Source organism: Xylophilus sp. PBN-3R, from assembly GCF_057747805.1.
This window is the reverse complement of sequence record NZ_CM173225.1, coordinates 3,049,254-3,073,410: the sequence shown is the minus strand read 5'-3', so window position 1 is coordinate 3,073,410 and position 24,157 is coordinate 3,049,254. Positions and strand designations below refer to the sequence as shown.

Here is a 24,157-nt window from a genome sequence, read left to right as displayed (position 1 = left end):
GTCAGATCGCAGATTCTTCATCGTCGTCGCGTGCAGCCGGCGTGCTGCGGCCGCGGTCGGTGTCGCCGGTCTCCACGCGCGGGTCGTGATCTTCCGCGTCTTCGTCCTCGTCGTCGAGGTCGAGTCCCAGGTCATGGGCACGGGCCTTGGCACGCAACACCATGAGGGTTTCGGTGAACAGGTCGGGGCATTCGTAGCGCATGCGCCAGGCCAGTTCCATCCAGTCCTGGTCGGCGACCTCGTCCAGCTGTATTTTGGGTTTGGCATAGGCCGATGCCAGCAGCGCGGATTCGGACAGCATCTCGCCGTCTTCCTCGGCGGTGTCGAAGTTGCCGCTGCGGGCGAAGGCCTCGATGCGCGCCCACTTCTCGGCGAAGTAATTGGCCATGGCTTCGCTGCCGCCTTCCAGGTCGCCGACGGCGGTCAGGAATTCGACCGGATCCGCGTCCTCGCGGAAGACGATGGAATTCACCATGCCGCGCAGGTGCGTGTGGGTCAGGTCCTTGTAGCGCTTCTCGATGACGATGGCATGCGCGAACTGCCGGGGCGTGACCAGCAGGCTCACCACCGATTCGCGGGACGGGTCGTACTCGCGCATCACCGCCAGGATGTCCTTGGGCTCCAGCTGGTCCAGCACCACCATCAGTGCCTTGTCGCCTTCGGTGTCGGCCAGTTCGGTGAGGGCGGACTCGGCGCCGGAAATGTCGCCTGCGGCAATCAGGCTCCGGGTCTTGGTGATCAGGGCGAGGTGGTTCATGGCGATGGGTCGGTTGCTTGCGGGGCGTTTCAGTCTTTGCGGTCGAAGCCTTGCCCGGCCATCCAGTCGGCGCGCGCTTCCTCGCGGGTCTGGCCGTCGGCGTCGTCCAGGTCGTCGGCCGACAGGTGCTGGCCGTCGTCGTTGTCCCGGTCTTCGGTGTTGTCTGCGTCTTCTTCGCTGTCGTCCTCGTCGCCGGCATGAGTGGCCGCATGCCGGGGATTGCCCGCCATGTATTCCAGCGCGGCGGCCACGATCAGGAACCTGTCGCCGGCGGCCTGCTCACGCAGCATCTTCACAGTGGCCTGAGCCCAGGGGGCGATCTCGATGGTGTCCTTCAGGTGTTCCCAGGCGGGCAGCTTGTCGGACTCGCAGGCCAGCAGACGGTCCATGGCCGACGCCGAGGTGAAGCGGAAGGCCTTGTGCAGGACGACCGCCACCATTTCGGGCGCGAGTTCCAGCATGGCGACCAGGAAGGTGACCTCCTTGCGCCGCTCGGCCAGGCGCCGGTCCAGCACGAACTTCCCGTCGGAATCGTGGCGCATGTCGTCGAGTTCGGCCAGGTAGGCGGAACGCAGGTTGTGAAAGAAGGGGGATACGTACATCGAGGCCTAGATGAGCCGTTGGAAATAGTCTGCCCAGATGCCGCGGGCCGTTTCCAGCGGGTCGTCGAGCAGATTGCGTTTGCGGTTGTTGTCGTAGGCCTCGCGTTTTTCCGCGTCGCCGAGGATGTCGTAGGCCTCCTGCACGGCGCGGAAACGTTGGGCGGCATCCGGCGCGGTGCTGCGGTCCGGGTGGTGCAGGCCGGCCTGGTGGCGATAGGCCTTCTTGATGTCCGCCAGGCTTGCGCTGCTGCCGACACCGAGGGCGAGATAGTGGTCTTGCATGCGGCGCCTTCCTTCGTTACGCAGGTCTCACGGCGAACCGCAAAAGGCAGCGATTGTAGGAGGCGCGGCGCCGACGCGCTTCGGCACCGCGCCGGCCCGACCGGAATAGTCGGCCGGCAGCCGCGGCGAAACGGTTGGTTTATCGCGCTGGCGGCAATGCCTGCTCGTAACGGGTCAACCAGGGCTCCAGGGCCTGCAGGATCGCGTCGTCCAGCGGCAGGCCGTTGCGAAGGGCGTCCTGGCGGGCGGCGGCGGCACGGTCGCCCGGCACCCGCACCCGGTCCGCTCCGGGACGCGGCGCGCTGTCCCGGCAGGCCTGCGCCAGGTGGCTGGTCTGCCGCGCGAATGCGTCCTGGCCGGCGAAGGCCGAGGGATCGATCACCTGGATGAAGAGCGAAACGCTGGTGCCGGTCGGCCGGTCGGCCCGGCCGAAACCTGAAAGCCCCTGGGTCAGCGCCTCCACCAGCAGGGCCAGGCTGTAGCCTTTGTGACCGTGGTCCAGGCCGCCCACCGGCAGCAGGCTGCCGCCCTGGCTGACCACGACCGCGGGATCGGTCGAGGTGTTGCCTTCCTTGTCGAGTACCCAGGCCGCGGGGAACTGCCCGCCTTCCCGTGCGAGTTGCCTTGCCCGGTTCAGCGTGGTGATGGATGCGCTGATGTCCAGCAGGATGGGTTCACCGTCGGTGGGTATGCCGGCCGCGATCGGATTCGGCGTGAAGACGGCCTGGGTGCCGCCGAACGGAGCCACACCGGCCACCGACGGCGTGGAACTGGCGATCAGCAGCATCATTCCGCGCGACGTGGCTTTTTCCATGTAGGCCGCGAGTGCGCCGACATGGCCGCAGTCGCGGATCACCACGGTGACGGTGCCGTAGGCGGCGGCGCGCTCGACCGCCAGTTCCACGGCCTGGGAGGCCAGCCATGCGCCGGGCAACCGGTGGCCGTTCCAGGTGACGCAGGCTCCGCGGTCGACCAGCACCTCCGGCTCGCCTTCCAGTTTCATCGCGCCTGTCCGGGCGGCTTCCAGATACCAGGGCACCAGCGCCAGTCCGTGGGTGGAGTGGCCGATGAGGTCGGCTTCCAGCAGCACGTCGGTGACGGCGGTGGCCGCGGCGTCATGCAGGCCGGCCTTGCCGAACAGGGTCAGCACGGTCTTGCGGACGGACTGGAATTCAAAGCGTTTGGCTGTGGTCGTGTTCAATTGATTTCTCTGGAGACGGATTGCGGGCGGGCGTGCCGGTCAGTCGAACTTGGCGCCCGAGTCCTTCACGACCTTGGCCCAGCGGGCCTTCTCGGTCCTGATGAAGTCGCCGAACTCGGCAGAGGTGCCGGGACGGTATTCGGCGCCGAGGTCCTGCAGGCGTTTCTGCATCTCTGGCGTGGCCAGGATCTTCTGCAGGGTGGCGTGCAGCGTGGCGACCACGGCGGGGGGTGTTCCGGCCGGTGCGACGATGCCCTGGAACGATCCGGTCTCGAAACCCTTCAGGTTGGCGGCTTCTGCGACGGTGGGGATCTCCGGCGCGGCCGGGAAACGCTGGGCGCTGGAGATGGCCAGCGCCTTCAGCTTCCCGCCCTTGACCATGGGGTAGGTGGCGACCATGCCGTTGAACAGCACGTCCGCCTGCCCCGCCACCACGTCGTTGATGGCCTGCGAGCCGCCCTTGTAGGGGACATAGGTCCAGACGATGCCGGTGCGCATGGCGAAGTCGATGCCGGCGAGGTGGTTCGCTCCGCCGGTGCCCGAAATCGCGAAATTGAGCGAGTTGGGTTTGGCCTTGGCGAGTGCGATCAGTTCCTTCACGTCCTTGACCGGCAGGCCGGGCGAAGCCGCCAGGATGTGCGGGGAATACGCCACCAGCGAGACCGGCGCGAAGTCCTTCACCGGGTCGAAGGGCAGGGTGGGAAACACGCTGGGCGCGATGGCCAGCGAGCCGATGTCGTTCAGCAGCAGGGTCAGCCCGTCGGGCGGTGACTTGGCCACGAAGTCCGAACCCAGGTTGCCGGTGGCTCCCGCCTTGTTTTCCACCAGGATGTTGGCCCCCAGCATTTCACCCATCTTCGGGGCCAGCACGCGGGCCAGGATGTCGGAGGTGCCGCCCGCCGGGTTGGGCACGATGATGCGGATGTTCTTGCCGGAAAAATAGGCAGTGCCGGGTTCGGCCGCCCGGACGGCCGGCGGCAAACCGAGCGCGCCGATGACGGCTGCGACGCCGGAAAGGCCGAGGGTCAGGCAACGCCGTGAAATGGAATGTCTGTTTTTCATGTCTTGTCTCCGTCTGGTTGATAACGTGGTCGTTCCTGGGCTGGCGGGGCTCGAAGCAAAGTGGGCCGCGCCTATTGCGGAGTGCCCACCACCATGCGGATGGGAGCGCTGGGGAACTGGCCGGTCTGGGCCTGCAGGGACGGCAGCAGAGCTTGCGCGGACAACAACAAAACGGCTGCGCAGCGGCGCGCCCGGGAAGCTGAAAGCATGGAAGTCTCCGTTATGGGTATTCGCCACATCGTCGGTGGCTCCCGGATTCCAGCATCGCAGTCCGCAGGCGTCCAATGCAAAATTGGGTTGCGGTGAGTCAATAGTTGAATCGACGCCCCCGCTTGGGCCTTGCTAGAAGTCGTGCGCCAGGATACGGCTGCGCATGGCTTCGATGACCGGTCCGTCGAGCGGGTCGACCTTGCGCCAGATGAGGTGCAGTTCGGCCACGACCTGCGGCGGCAGCTCGATGGGGCGGAACACCACGCCCTTCAGGCCCAGCCGGGCGTTGGACGCCGGCATCAGCGCCAGGCCCATGCCCGCGCTGACAAGGCCGAGCATCGAATAGGCCTGGCGGGCGTACTGCATATAACGCGGCGAGACACGCTCGGACTCGAACAGGCGCACCAGCAGTTCGTAGAAATAGCCGCCCTGGGCCGGGTGGAACATCAGCATCGGTTGCCGGTGAAGATCGGCTATGTGGAGCTGGTCGCGGGCGGCCAGCGCGTGACCGGCCGGCACCGCCGCGATGAATTTCTCGCGTATCAGGCAGCAGGTCTCGAAATCCCCGGACGCCCAGGGCATGCGAACCAGCCCGAGGTCGAGGCGGTCGGTTCGCAGGGCATCCACCTGGTGATGGGTGCTGAGCTCCCGCAGATCCATGTCGACGTCCGGAAAGTCGCGCGAGATGGCTGCCACCAGCGGCGGCAGCAGCGTGCAGCTGATGCCCGGCACATAACCGAGGCTCACCGTGCCGACATGTCCGGTGGTGGCGCGGCGCGCTGCCATCGAGGCGGTTTCCGCCACCTGCAGCAGATGGTCGGCCTCCGGCAGGAAAGCCTTGCCGGCCGGCGTCAGCCGCACCTGCCGTTGATTGCGCTCCAGCAGCAGAACGCCCAGGGCATGCTCGAGTTGCTGGATCTGCCGGCTCAGCGGCGGCTGGGTCATGTGAAGGCGTTCGGCGGCCCGGCCGAAATGGAGTTCACGGGCGACCGCGATGAAACATCGGACTTGATTGAGCTGGATCATCCTGCGCTTGGGCCGCGGCCGAGGAGGGTGGTGGCCCTGGCAAGCGATTGCCGCTTTTTCCAGTAGCCGGCCCAGGGGTCTTCCTGACGGAACGACAGGTAGTCGCGCGCGGTGGTGATGGTCCACTGCGATCCGCTCTTCAGTTCCTTCAGCTGCTCCCAGTCCACTGGCATCGACACCCCCAGGCCCGGCCTCGAACGGGCCGAGAACGCACAGGCCGTGGTCTGGCCGTGGCCGTTGCGCAGGTAGTCGATGAAGATCTTGCCGACACGGTTGCTGCCGCCCATCACCGAAGTGAACTTCGACGGAATGACGCGGGCCATGTGTTTCACCACTGCCTGGGTAAAAGCCTTCACATCGGCATAAGCCAGCCTGGGCGTGATGGGCACCACCACGTGCAGGCCCTTGCCACCGCTGGTCTTCAGCCAGCTTTCCAGGCCCAGCTCGGTCAGCATTACACGCGTGAGGATGGCCGCTTCCTGCAGCATCGGCCAGGTGACGCCTTCGCCGGGGTCGAGGTCCAGGATGAAGCGGTCGGGCTGGTCGATCCGGGCGATCACGGAATTCCAGGTGTGGAACTCGATGACATTCATCTGCGCCGCGGAAACCAGCGCCTCCGGCGAATCGACCGCCAGCAGCGCGGCATGGTCGGGCCACAGGGCCGGGTCCAGTTCCTTCAGTCCGGCCATCCTGCTTTCCGGGTGTTTCTGGAAGAAGAGCTGGCCGGTGATGCCGGTCGGTGCCCGCACCAGCGATGTCGGCCGGTTCTTCAGGTGCGGCAGCATGAAGCCCGCCATGCTTTCGTAGTAATGCACCAGGTCGATCTTGCGCAGGCCGGTGCCGGGGTCGATCACCCGCTCGGGGTTGGAGATCTTCAGGCCCGCGGGCGCGGTCTTCCTGGCCATCGGCGCATCGGCGACGGTCCTGGCCTCTTCGCGGACGATGTCGCCTGCCGGCTTGTCGCTGCGGATACCGCGGAACACCGCATGCCGGATGTGTTTCTCGGGCGTCCATTCGGCGAAGGCCACTTCGACCACCAGCGAAGGTTTTACCCAGCGCTCGCTGCCCGCCTTGCGTTTCGACCACCGGCCGGGCCTGGTGTCGGTGACGTCCACCACCGGCTTGCCGATTTCCAGCTTCGTCAGCCGTGCATGCAGCTCACTGCCGGTGGACGCCCCCCAGCCGGTTCCCACCGACCCAGCGAACTGCAGTCTGCCGCCTTCGTGGTACCCCAGCAGCAGCCCGCCGACCTCCCGCGCGCCGCCCGAACGGTCGGTGAATCCCACCACCACGAATTCCTGACGGTGCTGGCACTTGAGCTTCAGCCAGCTCTCCGTCCGTCCGGATGTATACGGCGCATCGGCGCGCTTCACCATCACGCCTTCCAGGCCTATCTTGCAGGCGGCCCCGAGCAACTGGGCCGGCGCGACGTCGAAGGACTGGCTCAGGCGCACGGTGTCGCCGGCCTGTCCGTCACGGCCATCGAACAGTCGTTCGAGCAGGGCACGGCGGTCGCGCAGCGGTGCCGGCCGGAGATCCATGCCGCCCAGGAAGGGCACATCGAAGATGAACAGCGTGATGTCGGCCGCACCGGCACCGCCGCTGTCCAGCGAGTTCTGCAGGCGGTTGAAATCCGGAACACCCGCGTCGTTCAGCACCACGATTTCGCCGTCCAGCCAGGCCGATGTAAGGCCCAGGCCTGCGACCCCACGGGCAACGGGTGCCAGCTTTTCGGTCCAGTCGTTGCCGTTGCGGGTGAACAGTCGCACTTCGTCGCCGTCGATGCGGGCCAGCATCCGGTAGCCGTCGAACTTCGACTCCACGATCCAGTCGCCCGCCGGGACGGACGAGACCAGAGTGGCCAGTTGCGGCTCCAGCTTCGCCGGCAGTGGCGTTTCGTTGCCGACCGTCGATCCGCCGCGTGGCTCACGCACCTCGACCAGCCCCAGCGGCTTCTTCAGCACGCTGTCAGGCAGGGCGGTGATCACGTTGTATTCGGCGACGGGTCGTGCCCAGGCATCGCCGCGCTTCTTGAAAAGCATCCAGTGGTCCTGTTTCTTTTCGCCGGGCTTCGAGATGCGGACCAGTTCCCAGAGCCCTGCCAGCTTCTGGCCGTGCAGCCGGAACATGATCTTTCCCTTGGCCAGCCCATCCGTCGGGTTGCCGACCGGCTCCCAGGTGCCGCTGTCCCAGACGATGACGGTGCCGCCGCCGTATTCGCCCTTGGGAATGGCGCCTTCGAAGCTGTTGTAGCCCACGGGATGGTCTTCGACATGGATCGCCATCGACTTGACCGCCGGATCGAAGGATGGTCCCTTGGGCACCGCCCAGCTGACCATGACGCCGTTCAGTTCCAGCCTGAAGTCGTAATGCAGCCGCGTTGCCCAGTGTTTCTGGATGACAAAGGCAAGGGCCGCATCCGCATCCGCAGGTTTCTCCGGCATCAGCCCCGCCGGCTCGGCTGTTTTCCTGAAATTGCGTTTGGCGTTGTACCTGGTCAGGGGCTTTTCGGCCGGTGGCTGCCGCATCGCCAGTTCGGCCCACACCGGCGCGTGGTCGCTGGCCTCTGCCTTTCCCCGCTCGTCACGGTCGACACCCGCACCGACCACCGACAGGCCGCCGCCGACGAGAATGTGGTCGATGCGCAGGCCTGCATCCCGCTCCCAGCGTTTGCGCCGGTAGTCCCAGAAGGTGAAGGCCGGCGCTTCGGCCGAAGCCGCCGACAGCGCGTCGGTCCAGCCCTGCGCGAGGATGGATGCATAGGCCTCCCGCGCCTCCGGCTGCAGCAGGGCGTTGTCGCGCCAGGTGTCCGGTTTGTAGATGTCGCTATCGGTCGGCACCACGTTCCAGTCGCCGAGCAGCACGACCGGGTTGCCGGATTTCCAGAGCTCTTCCGATCGCCTGCGCAGGCGTTCGAACCAACGCAGCTTGTAGTCGAACTTGGGGCCCGGCCGAGGATTGCCGTTGGGCAGGTAAAGGCAGGCGTAAAGCACGCCGTCGATGGCGGCTTCCAGGTATCGGGCTTCCTTGTCGGCCGGATCGCCGGGCAGCGTGGTCAGCACCGGCACGGGTTCGTTGTCCCGACATATCAACGCCACACCGTTCCAGGCGCGCTGCCCGACCACCACCGACCGGTAGCCGGCTTCCTCCAGCGCCGCCCTCGGAAACTGCGCCGTGGGCGCCTTCAGTTCCTGCAGGGCGACCACGTCCGGCCGGGTGCGCCGGAGCCAGTCGACAAGAAGTTCGATCCTCTTGTTGACGTTGTTGATGTTCCAGGTCGCGACCCGCACGGGCGTCAGGCCGCTTTCTTGTGCGATGTGGTCTTCCGCGGTGCGGCCGGCTTGGCGGCCGTCTTCGTGGCTGTCTTGGCGGGTGTTGCCTTCGAGCCGCCCTTCAGGCTGCGCTGGAGCAGGGCGGTCAGGTCGATCACATCACCGGACTGAGGTGCCTCTTCCTCAGGCTGGGTGACGGTCTTTCCTTCACCTTTTTTGGCCTTCTGTTCGACCAGCTTCATGACCTGGATGCGGAACTCGTCCTTGAAGTCGGCCGGATCCCACCTCCCTGTCATTTCCTCGACCAGCTGCTTCGCCATCTTCAGCTCGGCGGCGCTGACGCCCTTGCTGCCGGCCGGCGGCAAGTCGAGCGAATCGAGTGTCTTCACCTCGTCGCCCCAGCGCAGGAGGTTGAGCACCAGCGCCGGACCCGACGGCACCAGCGCGGCAAGATGCTGCTTGGTGGCGATGACCACCTTGGCCAGGCCGATCTTGCCGGTGGCGATCAGCGTCTCGCGGAGCAGTGCGTAGACCTTGTCGCTCTTGTTGACCGGGGCGATGTAATAGGGACGCTCCAGGAAGATGAACGGCATTTCGGAGGCGTCGATGAACCGCTCGATCTTGATGGTCTGGGTGGTCTTCGGAAAGACCTCCTCGATCTCTTCCGGACTGATGATCACGTATTTGCCGTCCTCGTATTCGACACCCTTGACGATGTTGTCCTTGTCGATTTCCTTGCCGGTCTTCTTGTTGATGCGTCTGTAGCCGACCGGGTCCATGGTGCGTTTGTCGAGCCAGTCGAAATCGATGCCCTGTTCAGTGGCGGCGGTGTGCAGGCCGACCGGGATGTGAACCAGGCCGAATGTGATGGCGCCCTTCCAGAGGGTGCGGCTTCCGGTTGCCATGTGGTGGGTTCCTTTGCGGTTTTTGCGGGACCGCCCGCAGCCGTCACAGTTTCTGGGGTGCCGCATCGCCAGTCTGTAGGTCGGCGGCTGCATTTCCGGACGCGCCGAAACCATTTGCTGCAGACCGGGCCGCCAGCCGGCATACGCTGTGGACATGCCGTCCAACCTGCGAATCGTCGCCGTCCATGTCGAAGAAGCCGATACGGGGTCGTTCGTCTGGGTGCTGACCGAACGCTCGGACGCGCGATGGGCCGAGCTTCAAAAATCTGAAAAACCGGTCGATACCTACCGGCAGGCGATGGCCGATGGATTGCTTGCGCTTCAGGCGCTAGTGCCCGACCTGGACGCCGGGCCGCGTGAAGAACCCGTCGCCGCCGACGACCACCGTGAAGCCGAATCTCCCGAAGCACCGAAACGCGGCCTGCTTTTCGGCTTCGGCCCGGCGCGATAGGCAAGCGGTCCTTTCCTACGTTCACGGCGCCGCCTTTGCGCGAAGCTCCGGCCCATGAACAAGCCAAATGCAATCAACCCCGGTGCTTCGTCGACACTCGAAGCGATTCAGGACCAGGCCGGTGTTCCCGGCGAACAGGCCTACGAGAATTCCGCTCCCGGCACGGTCGGCAATACGCCGGGCGAACACAAGTCGGTGCCCGGCGCGCGGGTCGACGTGACGATGAAGGCCAATTCGAAAACGGAAGCGGAGGCCGAGGTTCCGGACACCAAACCCGCCAAGCCGGACGCCTGACGTCGCGACCCTGGCACGGCTGATGCATGCCGCCCCAGGCCATCAACCCCCAGGCGCATCGTGACCCCACACCTCGAAAAAGTATTAGGTCCGTTCCAGCTGTGGGGCATCGCGGTGGGCCTGGTCATTTCCGGCGAATACTTCGGCTGGAGCTATGGCTGGAATACAGCCGGCACCCTGGGTTTCCTGGTCGCCACGGTGCTGGTGGCCACGATGTACACCACCTTCATCTTCAGTTTCACCGAACTATCGACCGCGATTCCGCATGCAGGCGGGCCTTTTGCCTATGCCCGGCGGGCATTCGGGCCGCGCGGCGGATTCGTGGCCGGCTTCGCGACGCTGGTCGAATTCGTCTTTGCGCCGCCGGCCATCGCGCTGGCGATCGGGGCTTATCTCAATGTGCAGTTCCCTGACATCGATCCCAAATATTTCGCGCTCGGTACTTATCTGGTTTTCATCGCGCTGAACTGGGTGGGCGTGGGCATCGCCGCGGCGTTCGAACTGTCTGTCACCGTGCTTGCCATCGTCGAATTGCTGGTCTTCATGGGTGTGGTCGCACCCGGCTGGTCAATGGCGAATTTCACCGCGCACGGCTGGGCGGGCGGTGAGGTGCTCAACGGTGCATCGGTGTCGGGCATCTTCGCCAGCCTCCCTTTCGCCATCTGGTTCTTCCTGGCCATCGAAGGCGCGGCCATGGCGGCGGAAGAGGCCCGCGACCCGCAGCGCACCATTCCAATCGCCTACGTCGGCGGCATCGTCACCTTGGTGCTGCTGGCGTTCGGTGTAATGGTCTTCGCTGGCGGAGTGGGCGACTGGCGGACCATCGCCAACATCAACGATCCGCTGCCGCAGGCGATGAAGGCGGTGGTGGGCGACCACAGCGGCTGGCTGCACATGCTGGTGTGGATCGGTTTGTTCGGTCTGGTCGCGTCGTTCCACGGCATCACGATGGGCTATTCGCGGCAGATCTTCGCGCTGGCGCGGGCCGGTTACCTGCCGCGTTATTTCGCCGGGCTCAGCCCCCGCTTCAATACGCCGCACCGGGCGCTGCTGGCGGGCGGCGTGGTCGGTGTGGTCGCCATCTTCAGCGACCGTTGGGTGAGTTTCGGCGGCCAGACGTTGACCGCCGGCATCGTCACCCTGGCAGTGCTGGGAGCCATCGTCATGTACCTGGTGTCGATGGCCGCACTGTTCCGCCTGCGGGCCATCGAGCCCGGCCTGCATCGCAGTTACCGCGCGCCGTTCTATCCGGTTTTCCCGGCCATCGCCTTCGGACTCGGAGTGGTCTGCCTGGTGGCGATGGTGTGGTTCAACCTGTTGCTGACCGGCCTGTTCCTGGTGCTGATGGCGCTGGGCTACGGCTATTTTCAGGCTACCCCGGAACAGCGTCGCAATGCCGCGCCTGATCAGATGCTGCAGGCCGACTGACATGCGTTACCGCACCACCATCGCCGGCCAGGTTTTCCGGTTCGACGACCTACGGCAGGTCATGGCCTTCGCCAGCCCGGCGCGCTCGGGCGACTACCTGGCCGGCATCGGCGCGGCCACCGCACAGCAGCGCATGGCTGCCCGCCATGTGCTGGCTGAAACGCCGCTCAGGCAATTCCTGACCGAAGCGCTGGTGCCCTACGAGAGCGACAACATCACCCGGATGATCATCGACAGCCACGACGCCACGGCGTTCGCGCCAGTGTCGCACCTGACGGTGGGCGACTTCCGCAACTGGCTGCTGTCCGCCAGGGCCGACACCGCCGCGCTGACCGCGCTGGCACCCGGTCTGACCTCCGAAATGGTGGCGGCGGTTTCCAAGCTGATGCGCAACCAGGACCTGATCGCGGTCGCCCGCAAATGTAGCGTCGTGACCCGTTTCCGCAACACCATCGGCCTGCCCGGGCACATGGCGGTGCGGCTGCAACCCAACCATCCGACCGACGACCTGCGCGGCGTGGCGGCTTCGACACTCGACGGCCTGTTGTACGGCGCGGGCGACGCCGTCATAGGCCTCAATCCCGCCTCAGACAGCCTGCCCATGCTGGGCCGTCTGCTGCACATGCTGGACGAAGTCATCCAGCGCTTCGAGATTCCCACGCAGAGCTGCGTGCTGACGCATGTCACCAACACCCTGAAGCTGGCGGAGGCGGGCGCGCCGGTCGACCTGGTTTTTCAGTCCATCGCCGGTACCGAGAAGGCCAACCGGTCCTTCGGCGTCACGCCCGAACTTCTTGATGAGGCTTATGCCGCCGCGCTGTCGCTGGGCCGGGGCACGCTGGGCGACAACGTCATGTATTTCGAGACGGGGCAGGGCAGTGCGCTGTCGGCCGACGCCAGCTTCGGCGTTGACCAGCAGACCTGCGAGGTACGCGCGTATGCACTCGCCCGGCGCTACAAACCGCTGCTGATCAACACCGTGGTCGGGTTCATCGGCCCCGAGTATCTGTACGACGGCAAACAGATCATCCGGGCCGGGCTGGAGGACCATTGCTGCGGCAAGCTGCTGGGTCTGCCCATCGGTTGCGACGTCTGCTACACCAACCATGCCGAGGCCGACCAGGACGACATGGACACCTTGCTGGTGCTGCTGGCCAGTGCCGGGCTCACCTTCCTGATCGGCGTGCCCGGCGCCGACGACGTGATGCTGAACTACCAGAGCACCTCCTTCCACGATGCGCTTTTTTTGCGCGAGACCATGGGCCTCAAACGGGCGCCGGAGTTCGAAGCCTGGCTGCAGCGCATGTCGATCACCGACCCGGCTGGCCGGCTGGCGGCGACTTCGGCGAACCGGCTTCTGACCGGCATGGGCGGCCTGGCTGCGCTGGGTTCATGAGCGACGACAAGACACCGTCGGTCACCGCCGACAGCTGGTCGGACTGGCGTGCCGCCACGCCTGCGCGGCTGGCGCTGGGACGGGCCGGGGCCGGCATGCCTACCGATGAAACCCTGCGGTTCGGCTGGGCGCACGCCATGGCGCGTGATGCGATTCATGCTGCTCTGGATGTCGGGCAACTGGAGTCGGCGCTCCGGGCCGATGGGTGGGATGTGGCCCGTGTGCGGAGCCGTGCGGAGGATCGCACCGCCTATCTGCGCAGGCCTGATCACGGCCGGCAGTTGGCGCAGGCGGATGCAGCGCTTTTGCGTGAGGGCGCGCGGCCGGCCGATGTTTGTCTGGTGGTCGGGGATGGGCTTTCCAGCCTGGCCGTGCAACGGCATGCGCGGCCGCTGCTGGCAGCGCTGCGGCCGCTGCTGCCGGCTGAGACGGTTTTCGCTCCGGTTGTCATCGCATCGCAGGCGCGGGTGGCGCTGGCTGACGAGGTCGGGGAGATTTTCGGTGCCCGGCTGGTGGTGATGCTGATCGGGGAACGGCCCGGGTTGAGTTCGCCTGACAGTCTGGGGGCTTATTTGACGTTTGAGCCGCGGCGCGGGCGTCATGACGCTGAGCGCAATTGCATTTCGAATGTTCGGGCCGAAGGGCTGGCCTATTCGGTGGCGGCTGCCAGGCTGGCCTGGTTGATGCGAGAGGCGCTCAGGCGGGGAGGGAGTGGCGTGTTGTTGAAGGATGAGAGTGATCTTGATTTGATTGGGTGATTTTTTCGCGAGGCAACTTTCTTCGGTCAATTCCTTTTTTGCCGGAAAAGAAAGTGACTGCACCGCGCATATGCGGTTCACCCCGATGGATTACTAAAGGACACTTCAGAACGAAGCGGAGTTTCCGCTCGAGAAAAGCAAAAAAGTCAAAAATCCCCCCGATATATCTCCGCAACGAGTTTCTTGACAGTAGCGATATACCACCCGTCATCATTCAAGCGGTGACTCAGGATAATAGGCGAAGTCGCATTCTTATCGGCGATCGGCCGATATTGAAGATCAGCCCGCAGCCGCGCACTCGAAGGCACGATACAGACGCCCGCTTCGGAGGCAACAAGCCCCAGCGCGGTTTGCAACTCCTTCACCTCGATAATCTCCGCCAGCCGCACCCCATAATCGTTGATCAACGTCAATATCTGGTCCGCAAAACTCGGCCGCCGTTCCTTCGGATAAACGATCAGTTTCTGCCCCGCCAGCCTGGCCAGCCAGACCGGCTCGTCGTCAGGCGCAGAAAAGAAGCCTGGCGGGGTGGCCAGCACCAGCCGTTCCTCGGTCAGCACCGTGCGAGACACCGCATGGTCATTCGCCCGGATACGCCCGAACCCCAGGTCGATACGGCCGGTCTTCAAGGCCTCTGCCTGGTCGATGGACGAGATCTCGATCAGCTGGATGTCCAGCGTCGGCAACTGTTGCCGCAACTGCCGCACCAGCATCGGCAGTCCGCCATACAGGGTCGAGGCGACAAACCCGATGGAAAGCGCACTCTGCTGGTTGAGGCCCAGCCGACGTGTGGCGCCGGTCATCTGCTCGACCCGGCCCAGCACCTGGATGGCCTGTTCATAGAAAAGCCGGCCGGCTTCCGTTAGTCGCAGCGGCCGGCTGTTGCGCAACAACAGGGGCACGCCGAGTTCTTCTTCCAGCAGCTGGATCTGCCGGCTCAGCGGCGGTTGTGCCATGTGCAGCTGTTCGGCAGCGCGGGTGAAATTCCTTTCGCGCGCTACCGCCACGAAATATCTAAGCTGTCTCAGATCCATTAGGGTAAACCATGTATCTTGATATAGTAGGCGGTTAATTCTATGTGCGACAGGAACTTGGCAGATGTTCATACCTTCAAGGTATGAAAGAAGACATAAAAAATACTGGAAACATGCTGTATGCCGCGGTTCAATGCAGCGCATGCAAATCGCCACTTCCAAGCCTCCCTTCCTGCACGCCGTGCGTATCGACAAGATCGAGACGATGCTGGTCGACCTGCCCACCATCCGGCCGCACAAACTCGCCATGACCGTCATGGAGGGCCAGTCGCTGATGCTTGTGAAAGTTCTGTGTTCGGACGGCTCGGTCGGCTGGGGCGAGGGCACCACCATCGGCGGCCTGGCTTACGGGGCCGAAAGCCCCGAGAGCATGAAACTCACGGTCGATACCTATATCGCACCGCTGCTCGTCGGCCAGGACGCCAACGCGGTGGCCGCCGCCATGGCGCGGGTGCAACTCACCGTGCGCGACAACCGGTTTGCCAAATGCGCAGTCGAGACGGCGCTGTTCGACGCCCTCGGGCAGCGCACCGGCCTGCCGGTTTCCGAGCTGCTCGGCGGCCGCCTGCGGGACCGCCTGCCGGTCGCCTGGACACTGGCATCGGGCGATACCCGGAAGGACATCGACGAAGCCGAGAAGATGCTCGACGCACACCGCCACCGGGTCTTCAAACTCAAGATCGGCCGTCGCAGCGTGCGTGAGGACGTGGCCCACGTGGCCGCCATCAAACGTGCCCTGGGCGACCGCGCCGAAGTGCGTGTCGACGTCAACATGGCGTGGAACGAACAGCAGGCGCACCAGGGTCTGGCCGCCCTGGCCGATGCGGGCTGCGAACTGGCCGAACAGCCGGTCGCTTCCGGCGCCGCACTGGCCCGCCTGACCAGTGCCCGCTACGGCCTGGCGGTGATGGCGGACGAATCGCTTGTCGGCCCGGGTTCGGCTTTCGAACTGGCGCGGATCGATGCGGCCGATGCGTTCGCGGTGAAGATCGAACAGTCGGGCGGGCTGCTCGCCGCCCAGCGGGTAGGCGCCATCGCCGATGCCGCCGGCATCGAACTGTATGGCGGAACCATGCTCGAAGGCGCGGTCAGCACCATCGCCTCGGCCCATGTTTTCGCCACTTTCCCGCATCTGAAGTGGGGCACCGAGCTATTCGGCCCGCTGCTGATCACCGAGGAAATCCTGGCCGAGCCGCTGCAATACGCCGACTTCCACCTCACCGTCCCGTCTGGCCCCGGCCTGGGCATCGTGATGGACCCGGAACGCATCGCCTTTTTCCGCCGCGACCGCAAGAGCATGCAGGTCGCCGTGCAAGCCTGAGCCACCCAAACCCGCATCCCATAATTCCAAGGAGCCACGATGAGCGTTCATATTTTCGAGACAGCCGAAGTGCAGGATTTCCTCAAGACCATCGCCGGTCTGGACAACGAAGGCGGCAACCCTCGCATCAAGCAGGTCATGCACCGTGTGGTCAGCGACCTGTTCAGGATGATCGAGGACCTGGAGGTCACGCCCGACGAATACTGGGCTGCGGTGGCCTACCTGAACTTCCTGGGTGCCCGGGGCGAGGCCGGCCTGCTGTCGCCGGGTCTGGGTGTGGACCGTTTCCTGGACATGCGCATGGACGCGCAGGACAAGGCCGACGGTGTGCCCGATGGCACGCCGCGCACCATCGAAGGTCCGCTGTATGTCTCCGGTGCGCCGGTGCTGCAGGGCCACGCAAAACTGGATGACGGCAAGGACACCGATGGTCATCCGCTGGTCATGCACGGCATCGTCTACGGTGCCGACGGCCAGCCGCTCCCGGGCGCGCAGGTGGAGGTCTGGCATGCCAACACCAAGGGTTTCTATTCGCACTTCGACCCCACCGGCGAACAGGCCCCCTTCAACATGCGCCGCACCATCATCGCGGACGACAAGGGACGCTACAGCTTCGAAAGCATCGTGCCCAAGGGCTACGGCTGCCCGCCGGACGGCGCCACCCAGTCGCTGCTGAACCAGCTGGGCCGCCACGGCAACCGGCCGGCGCACATCCACTTCTTCGTCAGCGCCGACCAGCACCGCAAGCTGACCACGCAGATCAACATCGACGGCGATCCGCTGGTGTATGACGACTTCGCCTACGCCACCCGCGACGGCCTGGTGCCGCCGCTGGTCGAACGCACGGACGCGGAAAGCATCGCCGCCTGGAAGATGAGCGGTCCGTTCGCCGAAATCGTGTTCGACATCCACCTGTCGCCGCTGGTCGACGGTGTGGACAACCAGATCGTCGAACGCCCCCGCGTTGCGGCCTGACCGCCAAAACAAGGAGCACGGAGTTGTCAGGACCCGAAGTTTTCGACCGTGTTGAACGGGAGGTCCTGGCGGTTCTGCCGGGCCGGGCCCACGACCTGTCGCGCCTGCGGGCGCTCGCAGCCCAGGCCGGGCTGGCCACCGTCACCGTGGTCGGCAAATACAACCACGGCAAGAGCCGGCTGCTCAACGAACTGATGCGCCAGGACATCTTTGCGGTGGCCGACAAACGCGAAACGGTCGCGCTTGGCGAACGGGTGCAGGGCGGCATGCGCTGGCTCGATGCGCCAGGCCTGGATGCCGACGTGGGTGGCGCCGACGACGGCTTCGCCCACCAGGCTGTCTGGCAGCAGTCGGACATCCGCCTGTTCGTGCACTCGGCCCGTAGCGGCGAGCTGGACGTTGCGGAGCGGGATCTTTTGCAGGCCCTGCGCGCCGATGCCGAAACCTCCCGCCGCCAGACCTTGCTGGTTGTCACGCAGCTGGACCAGCTTGCCGACGACACCGAGCAGCGCATGGTCACCGAAGCCATTGCCGCACAGGCACCGGGCCTGAAGCAGCACCTCGTGTCTTCCACCCGCCATCGGCAGGGCCTGGCGGGTGACAGGAAACTGCTGATCGAAAGGAGCGGCATTCCGGCGCTGGAGGCAGCGCTTGCCAGGGCCGTCGAAGCAGTGCCGGCCGCACGTGCATTCGAGTCGGCCGTGCTGCTGGACGGCATTCGGAACGACCTGCTGGTGCGCCATGAAAACCTGCAGACGCAGCTTGAAAACCTGCGACGTCGACAGTCAGCCGAACGCCTGGAGTTCGAACACGACCTGAGCGCCGTATTGCTCGACGCACCCGAAGACCTGTCCGATGTCTTGTCCGACCCCGGCCCCGACCTCGCGCTGCGGCCGGATTCGGTGGACGACAGGTTCCGTGCCACGCTCGGCCGGCTGGAGCGGGGCAGGGTGCAGGTCTCCTATTCGAGGGTCTGCATCAAGATCAAGGCGGTGCTGGTGAAACACGGTGCCTTCGATCTCCCCGTTGCCCAGCACACGGTGTCGACCAGCCTCAACAGCGCGATGGTCGCGGTGCTGGGTGTATCGGTCAAATACCGCGCCGACCTGCGCAAGATGTTCTGCCAGGACGCCGGCCGCGAACGGCTGCTGAACGATTTCGCGCGTTACTACGAACTATCGGCCGACCGGGTGACGCTGGCGGAGCAGATCGAGAGCGCGCGGCGGAACCTGGCTGCCGTGGAGCGGGCCCTGGACGTGGTCGCCGTGCTGGAGCCGGTTGCATGAGTGGCACGGCGGAACAGTCTTTCATCGCCGGCATCTGCGATCTTCAGTGGCAAGCCGGCGAACTGCAACACGAACTCCGCCAACTGGACGACTGGCTGAGCCGGCTGGTCGATGAAATTTCCAGCGCGCCACTGCGCCACACCGGTCTTTTGCCCGGCCATGCGCTGGCCGAAAAGGCGGTCGATCTCAATCGGCAAATGGCTGAACGCGCATCCGTCTGGCTGCAGCGCCGCACGGACCTGGAAGCCGCGCAGGCATTGGCCGGCGCGCTCGACCAGCGGGCGATCTTCCTGGTCTTCGGCAAGTTCAACGCGGGTAAAAGCGCGCTCTGCAATTTCCTCGCGGACCGCTTCGTGGCCCTGGGACAGCAGGTCGAATACTTCCGCATAGAGGCCGGCCGCATCGTCGGCATCGCGCAGCGTTTCAAGGAAGGCGCGACCGAAACAACCACCGCACTGCAAGGCGTCTTCCTGGGCCGGAAGCTGGTGCTGCTCGACACGCCCGGCCTGCATTCCGTCACCCCCGAAAATGCCGAGCTGACACGACGTTTCACCGACAGCGCCGATGGCGTGTTGTGGCTGACGAGTTCGGCCTCGCCAGGACAGGTGCAGGAGCTGGACGAACTGGCCCGTGAACTGCGCCGGGCCAAGCCGCTGCTGCCCGTGATCAGCCGCAGCGATTACCTGGAAGAGGACGAAGTGGACGGCGAGATCCTGAAGGTTCTCCGCAACAAGTCGCCGGCCACACGCAGGCTGCAGCAGGCCGACGTACGGGTCCGTGGCCGCGAAAAACTGGGTTTGATGGGAGTGGGGCAGGGCTTGCTGCAGGCTCCCGTTTCAGTGTCGGTTCACGCGGCCCAAAAGCATGGCGATACCGATACCGATACCGATGCCGCCTTGCACGCTGCAGGCTTCGACGACTTCTGGTCTGCGTTCGCCGACATCGTCGAACCGGCGCTCGAATACAAGCAGCGCAAATATGCGGAGATCGTGCTGCACCACGGCGAAGAATGCGTGATGCACGATCTGCAGCATGAGATCGTTGCGCAGCTGGATGTGCTCCTGCAGTTGGCGGCAGACGAGAAGTCGTCCCTGGAAAGCCGGCAGGATCTGCTGAAGAAACGGGTATGGCGAACCGTCATTCCAGCGTTGCCCGGCATCGTCGAACCCAATGCCGCAAGGGCTGGGCCGGCCGACCTGTCGGACGTCTGCGAACAAACCTCCGCAGTGCTGAAAGACGCGGTCGGGCAGGCGTTGGTCGACGCATTTTCTGGTTACGCAGTCGATGCCCGTAATGCCCGCTTCGAGCTAAGGATCGGAGCCATCGATAGGCAAGACCTGGCGCGGATCGATGCCGCTCTCGAACAGTCCATTCAGCCGGTGCTCAGCCGGATCGCCACCCAAGTCGTCGACCAATGCCGACAGGCCGTCGAATCGTTCGAGGCTGGCCTGATGACACTGAAGAACAGCATCCAGGCCCGTCAGGCCGAACTGACGGAGATCAGGCGGAACGTTCGCGCGGGCGGCGAACCGGCGCTTGTTTCCGGGTAGCCCCCACGACACTTGTCGGCAGGTCGTTCACGATGGTCCGGATGAAGGTGGTCAGCTCCGAATCGTCGTGTTTGCGCCGGCGCAAGATGATGGGTGTGTTGATGGTCTCGGCCAGGTCCAGAGCCTGTAGGCCGAAACGGCTCCAGCACATGGGCGGCATCACTCGGCCGGGGTTTGGCGGGATAGAGGAACAGGGTGGCTGCGTTTCGCAGTGCCTGGTGCGGCGCGACTTCAGGCGGTTCAAACCGGCAGGGTATGAAACACGACTCAAAAGATATTGGACGTGGCGGCAGGCCGGGTTGAACATCAACGCTTCCCATCCAGGGACGGAGACAAGACAACATGATCAACCGACGCAAGGCCCAGGGCCTCGTCGCGGCCTGCATCGCCGCAGCCGCATTCCCATCCATAGCCCAGCCTAATCCGGCAAATAACTGGCCCGACCACCCGGTTCGCTGGGTGGTGCCGTTCCCGCCCGGCGGCGCCATGGACGTCATTGCCCGCACGCTGGGCGACAAGGCCGGCCGAGCGCTGGGCCAGCCGTTCGTCGTCGAGAACCGGCCCGGCGCCGGCGGCAACATCGGTGCCGAGGCGGTCGCCAAGTCGCCGGCCGACGGCTACACCATCATGATCACGTCGATCGGCATGGCGACCAACAAGGCGCTGTATTCACGCCTGGGTTACGACCCGGTGAAGGACTTCGCGCCGGTCAGCCTGCTGGCAGTGGTGCCCAACGTGCTCGTGGTGCGCGCCGACAGCCCCGCGAAGTCGGTGAAGGACGTGCTGGAAATGGCCCGCAAGAACCCCGGCAAGCTGACCTATGCGTCCGCCGGCAACGGCACTTCGATCCACCTGGCGGGCGAGGTGTTCGCCTCCAGCGCCGGACTCAACATCCTGCATGTGCCCTACAAGGGCAGCGGCCCGGCCATCACCGACCTGCTGGGCGGCCAGATCGACATGATGTTCGACAGCATCACCTCGGCCGGCCCGCACATCAAGGCCGGCAAGCTGCGGGCGCTGGGCGTGACCAGCGCCAAAAGGTCAGCAGCGCTGCCCGAGGTGCCGACCATCGCCGAAGCCGGCGTACCGGGCTACGAGGTGTCGCCGTGGTTCGCGGTCTTCGCGCCGGGCGGCACACCCGCGCCCATCGTCGCAAAGTTGCAGGCCGCGCTGGTCGACGCCATGCGCCAGCCCGACACGCAGGCCAAGCTGGCCGGTGTCGGTGCCGAGCCTATCGGCTCGACGCCCGCGCAGCTGGCCAGACACCTCGACCTGGAGCTGGACCGCTGGGGCAGGCTGATCACCGAGCGGAACATCAAGCTGGACTGAGCAGGTCGCGCTGCCTTTCAGGCGGAGCGTTTCGCCAGCAGTGCGCGTGCGGTGCGCGATTGGGTTTCGCGGCCCAGCTGCGCGCTGATCCAGGCGCCGGTGTCTACCAGCGCATCCAGATCGACGCCGGTGGCGATGCCCATGCCGTGCAGCAGGTAAACCACGTCTTCGGTCGCCACGTTGCCGGTGGCACCCCTGGCATAAGGGCAGCCGCCCAGCCCGGCCACCGAGGTGTCGAACTGCCATACGCCCAGCTCCATCGATGCCAGGGTATTGGACAAGGCCATGCCGTAAGTGTCGTGGTAATGGCCCGACACGGCGTCGATGCCGTAATGCTCCAGCGCTGCCGCCAGCGCCCGCTGCACCTTGAGCGGCGTGCCGACGCCGATGGTGTCGGCCACGCCCACATGCTGCACGCCGATGCCGGCCATCAGCCGCGCCACCATGGCGACCCGTTCGGGGGCGACGTCGCCTTCGTAGGGGCAGCCGACCGCGCACGAGATGGCACCGCGCACATGGATGCCCGCGGCCCGCGCCGCATCGGCGACCGGGCGGAAACGTTCGATGCTTTCGGTGATGGAGCAGTTGATGTTGCGCTGGCTGAAGGCTTCACTGGCGGCGCCGAAAACCACGATCTCGTCGGGATGCGATGCGACTGCAGCCTCGTAGCCCTTCAGGTTGGGTGTCAGCACCGAATAACGGACGTCTGCCGCGCGCTCGATGCCGGCCATCACCTCGCGGTTGTCGGCCATCTGCGGCACCCATTTCGGGCTGACGAAACTGGTGACTTCGATGTTCTTCAGGCCGGCCGTCTGCAGCCGCTGCACCAGCGCGATCTTGGTGGCGGCCGGCACCGGCTGTTTCTCGTTCTGCAGGCCGTCGCGCGGGCCGACCTCGACCAGCTGGACCCGCGATGGATAGTGGGTCGCCATGGTCAGGCGGCCTCCCCGCTTTTCTCCGCCAGCCAGGCCGGCTTGCGTTTCTGCAGGAAGGCCTGGAGCCCTTCGCGACCTTCGTCGCTGGCGCGGATGTCGGCGATGGTCTCGACCGTGTAGCGCACCAGGGCGTCGTCCAGCCCGCGGCCTGCGACACGCTGCAGCAGCGTTTTGCTGGCCCGTACGGCGGCCGGGCCGGCGCCGCACAGATTGCGCACCAGGCCGTCGACGGTGGCGTCCAGCAGCGCGGCATCCACGGATTCGTGGACCAGCCCGATGCGCTGCGCCTCGGCCGCGCCGAAGCGCTCGGCGGTGGCCGCATAACGCTGGGTGGCGCGCAGGCCCATGGCGCGGATCACATACGGGCTGATGGTGGCCGGCACCAGACCGATGCGCACCTCGCTCAGGCAGAAGACGGCGCTGTCGGCGGCCACCGCCATGTCGCAGGCGGCCACCAGGCCGATGCCGCCGGCGAAGGCGTCGCCGTGTACCCGGGCGATGGTGGGCAGCGGGCAGTCGGCGATGGCGCGGTACATGGCGGCCAGCGCACCCGCATCTGCGATGTTCTGTTCGCGGCTGTAGTCGGCCATGCGGCGCATCCAGCGCAGGTCGCCGCCGGCACTGAAGGCCGGGCCGTCGCCGGCCAGCACGATGCAGCGCAGGTCGGTGCGGGCGCCGAGTTCCACGAACGCATGCGTCAGCGCGGCGATCAGGGTCTCGTCGAATGCGTTGCGCACCTCGGGCCGTTGCAGGGTGACGGTTGCGCGCCAGCCGTCGATGGCGATGCGGAGAGGCGAGAGTGGGGTTTCCGGGTTCATGGATGTGGCTCGGGTTTCAGGGCTTCGGCCTGGTGGACGGCACGGCTGCCCAACAATTCCGCCAGGGCGGCGTCGTCGTAGCCGGCTTCACGAAGCACCTCGACGCTGTGTTCGCCGATGCGCGGTGCCAGCCGGCGGATGGAGGCCGGTGTGGCGCTGTAGCGGCCGACCGGCGCGGTGCTGCGGATGCGGCCTTCGCTGGGGTGGTCGAAGGTCGGCAGAAAATCGACCGCGCGCAGGTGTTCGTCATCCATCAGGCTGTCGATGCTGTGCAGCGCGGCCACCGGTATGTCGGCGGCTTCCAGGCGCTGCAGCCAGTCGGCGCTGGTGCCGCCGGCCATCACTTCGGCGACGAAGGCATAGACCTCGTGGATATGCGCCGCCCTGGCGGTGTGGGTGCTGAAACGCGGGTCGGCCTGCAGGTCCGCGCGGTCGATCATCTCGAAGAAGGCGCGCCAGTGCTTGTCGTTGTAGATGAGCACGCTGATATGGCCGTCCGCCGTTCGGTAGGGCTTGCGGTGCGGCGCCAGCAGGCGGTTGTAGCCGCTGGGACCGATGGGCGGCTCGAAGCTGCGGCCGCCCATGTGGTCGCCCAGCACGAACTGCGCCAGCGCCTCGAACATCGGCACTTCGACCGACTGGCCTTCGCCGGTGGCGCGTGCATGCATCACCGCCGCCAGCAGCGCGATGGCGGCCTGCAGGCCGACCGCCCGGTCGGCCAGCGTGACCGGCGCGTAACGCGGGTCGCCACCGCTCTGCTGGGCGAACAGCGAAGGCACCCCGACGGCGCCCTGGATCAGATCGTCGTAGGCCGGTTTGCCGGCATAAGGCCCGGCCTCGCCGTAACCCACCGCGCCCAGGTAGACGATGCGCGGATTGACTGCGCGCACCGCCGCGTAGCCCAGTCCCAGCCGCGCCATCGCCTGTGGCCGGGTGTTGTAGACGAGGGCGTCGCAGCCGGCCGCCAGCTTCAGGCAGGCATCGCGGCCGCCGGGCTGCTTCAGGTCGAGCACCACCGAACGTTTGTTGCGGTTCAGGTGAAGCGACATCGCGCCCATGCCGGCATGGCGCATGGGGCCGACCGCCCGCAGGTTGTCGCCGCCGGGCGCTTCGACCTTGATCACGTCGGCGCCCAGGTCGCCCAGGATCTGGGTGGCGTAGGGGCCCATCACCACGGCGGTCAGGTCGAGGATGCGCAGGCCGGCGAGCGGACCCGTGGCGGGACTCGTCATGGGGGTTTCGGGGTCGGTCGAGGTCATTCGGGC

At 65.8% G+C, this 24,157-nt stretch carries 24 protein-coding genes; 10 read left to right on the top strand and 14 right to left on the bottom strand.

What is annotated here, in order from left to right; genetic code table 11:
* Window position 1: 1 nt before the first annotated feature.
* The 9 genes from AC3ANW_RS14575 to ku form a co-directional block, all read right to left on the bottom strand.
* Window positions 2–757, bottom strand: coding sequence for a hypothetical protein (locus AC3ANW_RS14575; protein WP_488341564.1), 756 nt, complete (start codon window positions 755–757; stop codon window positions 2–4).
* 29 nt (window positions 758–786) lie between these two features.
* Complete coding sequence (locus tag AC3ANW_RS14570) at window positions 787–1,359, bottom strand: hypothetical protein (protein WP_488341563.1); 573 nt, start codon at window positions 1,357–1,359, stop codon at window positions 787–789.
* Between the two features lie 6 nt (window positions 1,360–1,365).
* Complete coding sequence (locus AC3ANW_RS14565; RefSeq protein WP_488341562.1) at window positions 1,366–1,641, bottom strand: DnaJ domain-containing protein; 276 nt, start codon at window positions 1,639–1,641, stop codon at window positions 1,366–1,368.
* A 139-nt stretch (window positions 1,642–1,780) separates the two neighbouring features.
* Window positions 1,781–2,842, bottom strand: coding sequence for an Ldh family oxidoreductase (locus tag AC3ANW_RS14560; protein WP_488341561.1), 1,062 nt, complete (start codon window positions 2,840–2,842; stop codon window positions 1,781–1,783).
* 39 nt (window positions 2,843–2,881) lie between these two features.
* A complete protein-coding gene (locus AC3ANW_RS14555; RefSeq protein WP_488341560.1) occupies window positions 2,882–3,904 on the bottom strand; it encodes a Bug family tripartite tricarboxylate transporter substrate binding protein in 1,023 nt (340 codons plus the stop codon).
* Between the two features lie 71 nt (window positions 3,905–3,975).
* Complete coding sequence (locus AC3ANW_RS14550; protein WP_488341559.1) at window positions 3,976–4,113, bottom strand: hypothetical protein; 138 nt, start codon at window positions 4,111–4,113, stop codon at window positions 3,976–3,978.
* Between the two features lie 133 nt (window positions 4,114–4,246).
* Entirely contained in the window at window positions 4,247–5,140 is an 894-nt protein-coding gene (locus tag AC3ANW_RS14545) for a LysR family transcriptional regulator (RefSeq protein ID WP_488341558.1), read from the bottom strand.
* On the bottom strand, window positions 5,137–8,430 hold the full coding sequence (gene ligD, locus AC3ANW_RS14540) for a DNA ligase D (RefSeq protein WP_488341557.1): 3,294 nt from the start codon (window positions 8,428–8,430) through the stop codon (window positions 5,137–5,139). The genes AC3ANW_RS14545 and ligD overlap by 4 nt, the downstream gene beginning before the upstream one ends.
* Before the next feature lie 5 nt (window positions 8,431–8,435).
* Window positions 8,436–9,317 (bottom strand): non-homologous end joining protein Ku, encoded by an 882-nt coding sequence (ku, locus tag AC3ANW_RS14535; RefSeq protein WP_488341556.1) that lies wholly within the window; start codon window positions 9,315–9,317, stop codon window positions 8,436–8,438.
* Between the two features lie 154 nt (window positions 9,318–9,471).
* On the opposite strand from ku, the gene AC3ANW_RS14530 reads away from it, so the two are divergent.
* From AC3ANW_RS14530 to eutC, 5 genes are read left to right on the top strand one after another with little or no spacing between them, the layout of a single operon-like run.
* The gene (locus AC3ANW_RS14530; protein ID WP_488341555.1) at window positions 9,472–9,768 is read left to right on the top strand and encodes a hypothetical protein; all 297 of its coding nucleotides are present in this window, start codon (window positions 9,472–9,474) and stop codon (window positions 9,766–9,768) included.
* 54 nt (window positions 9,769–9,822) lie between these two features.
* Window positions 9,823–10,062: a hypothetical protein gene (locus tag AC3ANW_RS14525; protein WP_488341554.1), complete on the top strand. Its 240-nt coding sequence runs from the start codon at window positions 9,823–9,825 to the stop codon at window positions 10,060–10,062.
* 60 nt (window positions 10,063–10,122) lie between these two features.
* Complete coding sequence (eat, locus tag AC3ANW_RS14520; RefSeq protein ID WP_488341553.1) at window positions 10,123–11,490, top strand: ethanolamine permease; 1,368 nt, start codon at window positions 10,123–10,125, stop codon at window positions 11,488–11,490.
* A 1-nt stretch (window position 11,491) separates the two neighbouring features.
* Window positions 11,492–12,886: an ethanolamine ammonia-lyase subunit EutB gene (locus AC3ANW_RS14515; protein WP_488341552.1), complete on the top strand. Its 1,395-nt coding sequence runs from the start codon at window positions 11,492–11,494 to the stop codon at window positions 12,884–12,886.
* Entirely contained in the window at window positions 12,883–13,644 is a 762-nt protein-coding gene (gene eutC / locus AC3ANW_RS14510) for an ethanolamine ammonia-lyase subunit EutC (RefSeq protein WP_488341551.1), read from the top strand. The genes AC3ANW_RS14515 and eutC overlap by 4 nt, the downstream gene beginning before the upstream one ends.
* A gap of 146 nt (window positions 13,645–13,790) precedes the next feature.
* Here the strand turns inward: eutC and AC3ANW_RS14505 are convergent, their stop codons facing one another.
* Window positions 13,791–14,678 carry a LysR family transcriptional regulator gene (locus tag AC3ANW_RS14505; RefSeq protein WP_488345432.1) on the bottom strand — a complete coding sequence of 296 codons (888 nt, stop codon included), beginning with the start codon at window positions 14,676–14,678 and terminating at the stop codon, window positions 13,791–13,793.
* Window positions 14,679–14,820: 142 nt separating this feature from the next.
* On the opposite strand from AC3ANW_RS14505, the gene AC3ANW_RS14500 reads away from it, so the two are divergent.
* Genes AC3ANW_RS14500 through AC3ANW_RS14485 form a run of 4 tightly spaced genes read left to right on the top strand, consistent with a single transcriptional unit; the run spans window position 14,821 to window position 19,810 of the window.
* Window positions 14,821–15,999: a muconate/chloromuconate family cycloisomerase gene (locus AC3ANW_RS14500; RefSeq protein WP_488341550.1), complete on the top strand. Its 1,179-nt coding sequence runs from the start codon at window positions 14,821–14,823 to the stop codon at window positions 15,997–15,999.
* A 39-nt stretch (window positions 16,000–16,038) separates the two neighbouring features.
* Window positions 16,039–16,974 (top strand): catechol 1,2-dioxygenase, encoded by a 936-nt coding sequence (gene catA / locus AC3ANW_RS14495; RefSeq protein WP_488341549.1) that lies wholly within the window; start codon window positions 16,039–16,041, stop codon window positions 16,972–16,974.
* 23 nt (window positions 16,975–16,997) lie between these two features.
* Window positions 16,998–18,260: a GTPase gene (locus AC3ANW_RS14490; RefSeq protein WP_488341548.1), complete on the top strand. Its 1,263-nt coding sequence runs from the start codon at window positions 16,998–17,000 to the stop codon at window positions 18,258–18,260.
* Window positions 18,257–19,810, top strand: a complete 1,554-nt coding sequence (locus tag AC3ANW_RS14485; RefSeq protein WP_488341547.1) for a dynamin family protein — start codon at window positions 18,257–18,259, stop codon at window positions 19,808–19,810. The genes AC3ANW_RS14490 and AC3ANW_RS14485 overlap by 4 nt, the downstream gene beginning before the upstream one ends.
* Here AC3ANW_RS14485 and AC3ANW_RS14480 read toward each other — a convergent pair.
* Window positions 19,761–19,970, bottom strand: a complete 210-nt coding sequence (locus tag AC3ANW_RS14480; protein WP_488341546.1) for a hypothetical protein — start codon at window positions 19,968–19,970, stop codon at window positions 19,761–19,763. The two genes, AC3ANW_RS14485 and AC3ANW_RS14480, sit on opposite strands and share 50 nt — an antisense overlap.
* A gap of 182 nt (window positions 19,971–20,152) precedes the next feature.
* Here AC3ANW_RS14480 and AC3ANW_RS14475 point away from each other — a divergent pair, with 182 nt between their 5' ends.
* Entirely contained in the window at window positions 20,153–21,139 is a 987-nt protein-coding gene (locus AC3ANW_RS14475) for a Bug family tripartite tricarboxylate transporter substrate binding protein (RefSeq protein ID WP_488341545.1), read from the top strand.
* A 17-nt stretch (window positions 21,140–21,156) separates the two neighbouring features.
* Here the strand turns inward: AC3ANW_RS14475 and AC3ANW_RS14470 are convergent, their stop codons facing one another.
* Genes AC3ANW_RS14470 through AC3ANW_RS14460 form a run of 3 tightly spaced genes read right to left on the bottom strand, consistent with a single transcriptional unit; the run spans window position 21,157 to window position 24,151 of the window.
* Window positions 21,157–22,071 carry a hydroxymethylglutaryl-CoA lyase gene (locus AC3ANW_RS14470; RefSeq protein WP_488341544.1) on the bottom strand — a complete coding sequence of 305 codons (915 nt, stop codon included), beginning with the start codon at window positions 22,069–22,071 and terminating at the stop codon, window positions 21,157–21,159.
* A 2-nt stretch (window positions 22,072–22,073) separates the two neighbouring features.
* A complete protein-coding gene (locus tag AC3ANW_RS14465) occupies window positions 22,074–22,892 on the bottom strand; it encodes an enoyl-CoA hydratase/isomerase family protein (protein WP_488341543.1) in 819 nt (272 codons plus the stop codon).
* The gene (locus AC3ANW_RS14460) at window positions 22,889–24,151 is read right to left on the bottom strand and encodes a CaiB/BaiF CoA transferase family protein (RefSeq protein WP_488341542.1); all 1,263 of its coding nucleotides are present in this window, start codon (window positions 24,149–24,151) and stop codon (window positions 22,889–22,891) included. Before AC3ANW_RS14460 ends, AC3ANW_RS14465 begins: the two co-directional genes overlap by 4 nt.
* Window positions 24,152–24,157: the final 6 nt, after the last annotated feature.

What these genes read in the sequence shown, in the direction of transcription:
- AC3ANW_RS14555 (WP_488341560.1), bottom strand. Translation starts at nt 3,904, where the DNA reads ATGAAAAACAGACATTCCATTTCACGGCGTTGCCTGACCCTCGGCCTT.
- AC3ANW_RS14570 (WP_488341563.1), bottom strand. Translation starts at nt 1,359, where the DNA reads ATGTACGTATCCCCCTTCTTTCACAACCTGCGTTCCGCCTACCTGGCC.
- AC3ANW_RS14505 (WP_488345432.1), bottom strand. Translation starts at nt 14,678, where the DNA reads ATGGATCTGAGACAGCTTAGATATTTCGTGGCGGTAGCGCGCGAAAGG.
- AC3ANW_RS14465 (WP_488341543.1), bottom strand. Translation starts at nt 22,892, where the DNA reads ATGAACCCGGAAACCCCACTCTCGCCTCTCCGCATCGCCATCGACGGC.
- AC3ANW_RS14460 (WP_488341542.1), bottom strand. Translation starts at nt 24,151, where the DNA reads ATGACCTCGACCGACCCCGAAACCCCCATGACGAGTCCCGCCACGGGT.
- AC3ANW_RS14530 (WP_488341555.1), top strand. Translation starts at nt 9,472, where the DNA reads ATGCCGTCCAACCTGCGAATCGTCGCCGTCCATGTCGAAGAAGCCGAT.
- ku (WP_488341556.1), bottom strand. Translation starts at nt 9,317, where the DNA reads ATGGCAACCGGAAGCCGCACCCTCTGGAAGGGCGCCATCACATTCGGC.
- AC3ANW_RS14485 (WP_488341547.1), top strand. Translation starts at nt 18,257, where the DNA reads ATGAGTGGCACGGCGGAACAGTCTTTCATCGCCGGCATCTGCGATCTT.
- AC3ANW_RS14575 (WP_488341564.1), bottom strand. Translation starts at nt 757, where the DNA reads ATGAACCACCTCGCCCTGATCACCAAGACCCGGAGCCTGATTGCCGCA.
- AC3ANW_RS14525 (WP_488341554.1), top strand. Translation starts at nt 9,823, where the DNA reads ATGAACAAGCCAAATGCAATCAACCCCGGTGCTTCGTCGACACTCGAA.
- AC3ANW_RS14515 (WP_488341552.1), top strand. Translation starts at nt 11,492, where the DNA reads ATGCGTTACCGCACCACCATCGCCGGCCAGGTTTTCCGGTTCGACGAC.
- AC3ANW_RS14550 (WP_488341559.1), bottom strand. Translation starts at nt 4,113, where the DNA reads ATGCTTTCAGCTTCCCGGGCGCGCCGCTGCGCAGCCGTTTTGTTGTTG.
- AC3ANW_RS14470 (WP_488341544.1), bottom strand. Translation starts at nt 22,071, where the DNA reads ATGGCGACCCACTATCCATCGCGGGTCCAGCTGGTCGAGGTCGGCCCG.
- AC3ANW_RS14545 (WP_488341558.1), bottom strand. Translation starts at nt 5,140, where the DNA reads ATGATCCAGCTCAATCAAGTCCGATGTTTCATCGCGGTCGCCCGTGAA.
- AC3ANW_RS14500 (WP_488341550.1), top strand. Translation starts at nt 14,821, where the DNA reads ATGCAAATCGCCACTTCCAAGCCTCCCTTCCTGCACGCCGTGCGTATC.
- AC3ANW_RS14565 (WP_488341562.1), bottom strand. Translation starts at nt 1,641, where the DNA reads ATGCAAGACCACTATCTCGCCCTCGGTGTCGGCAGCAGCGCAAGCCTG.
- AC3ANW_RS14475 (WP_488341545.1), top strand. Translation starts at nt 20,153, where the DNA reads ATGATCAACCGACGCAAGGCCCAGGGCCTCGTCGCGGCCTGCATCGCC.
- eutC (WP_488341551.1), top strand. Translation starts at nt 12,883, where the DNA reads ATGAGCGACGACAAGACACCGTCGGTCACCGCCGACAGCTGGTCGGAC.
- AC3ANW_RS14480 (WP_488341546.1), bottom strand. Translation starts at nt 19,970, where the DNA reads ATGCCGCCCATGTGCTGGAGCCGTTTCGGCCTACAGGCTCTGGACCTG.
- catA (WP_488341549.1), top strand. Translation starts at nt 16,039, where the DNA reads ATGAGCGTTCATATTTTCGAGACAGCCGAAGTGCAGGATTTCCTCAAG.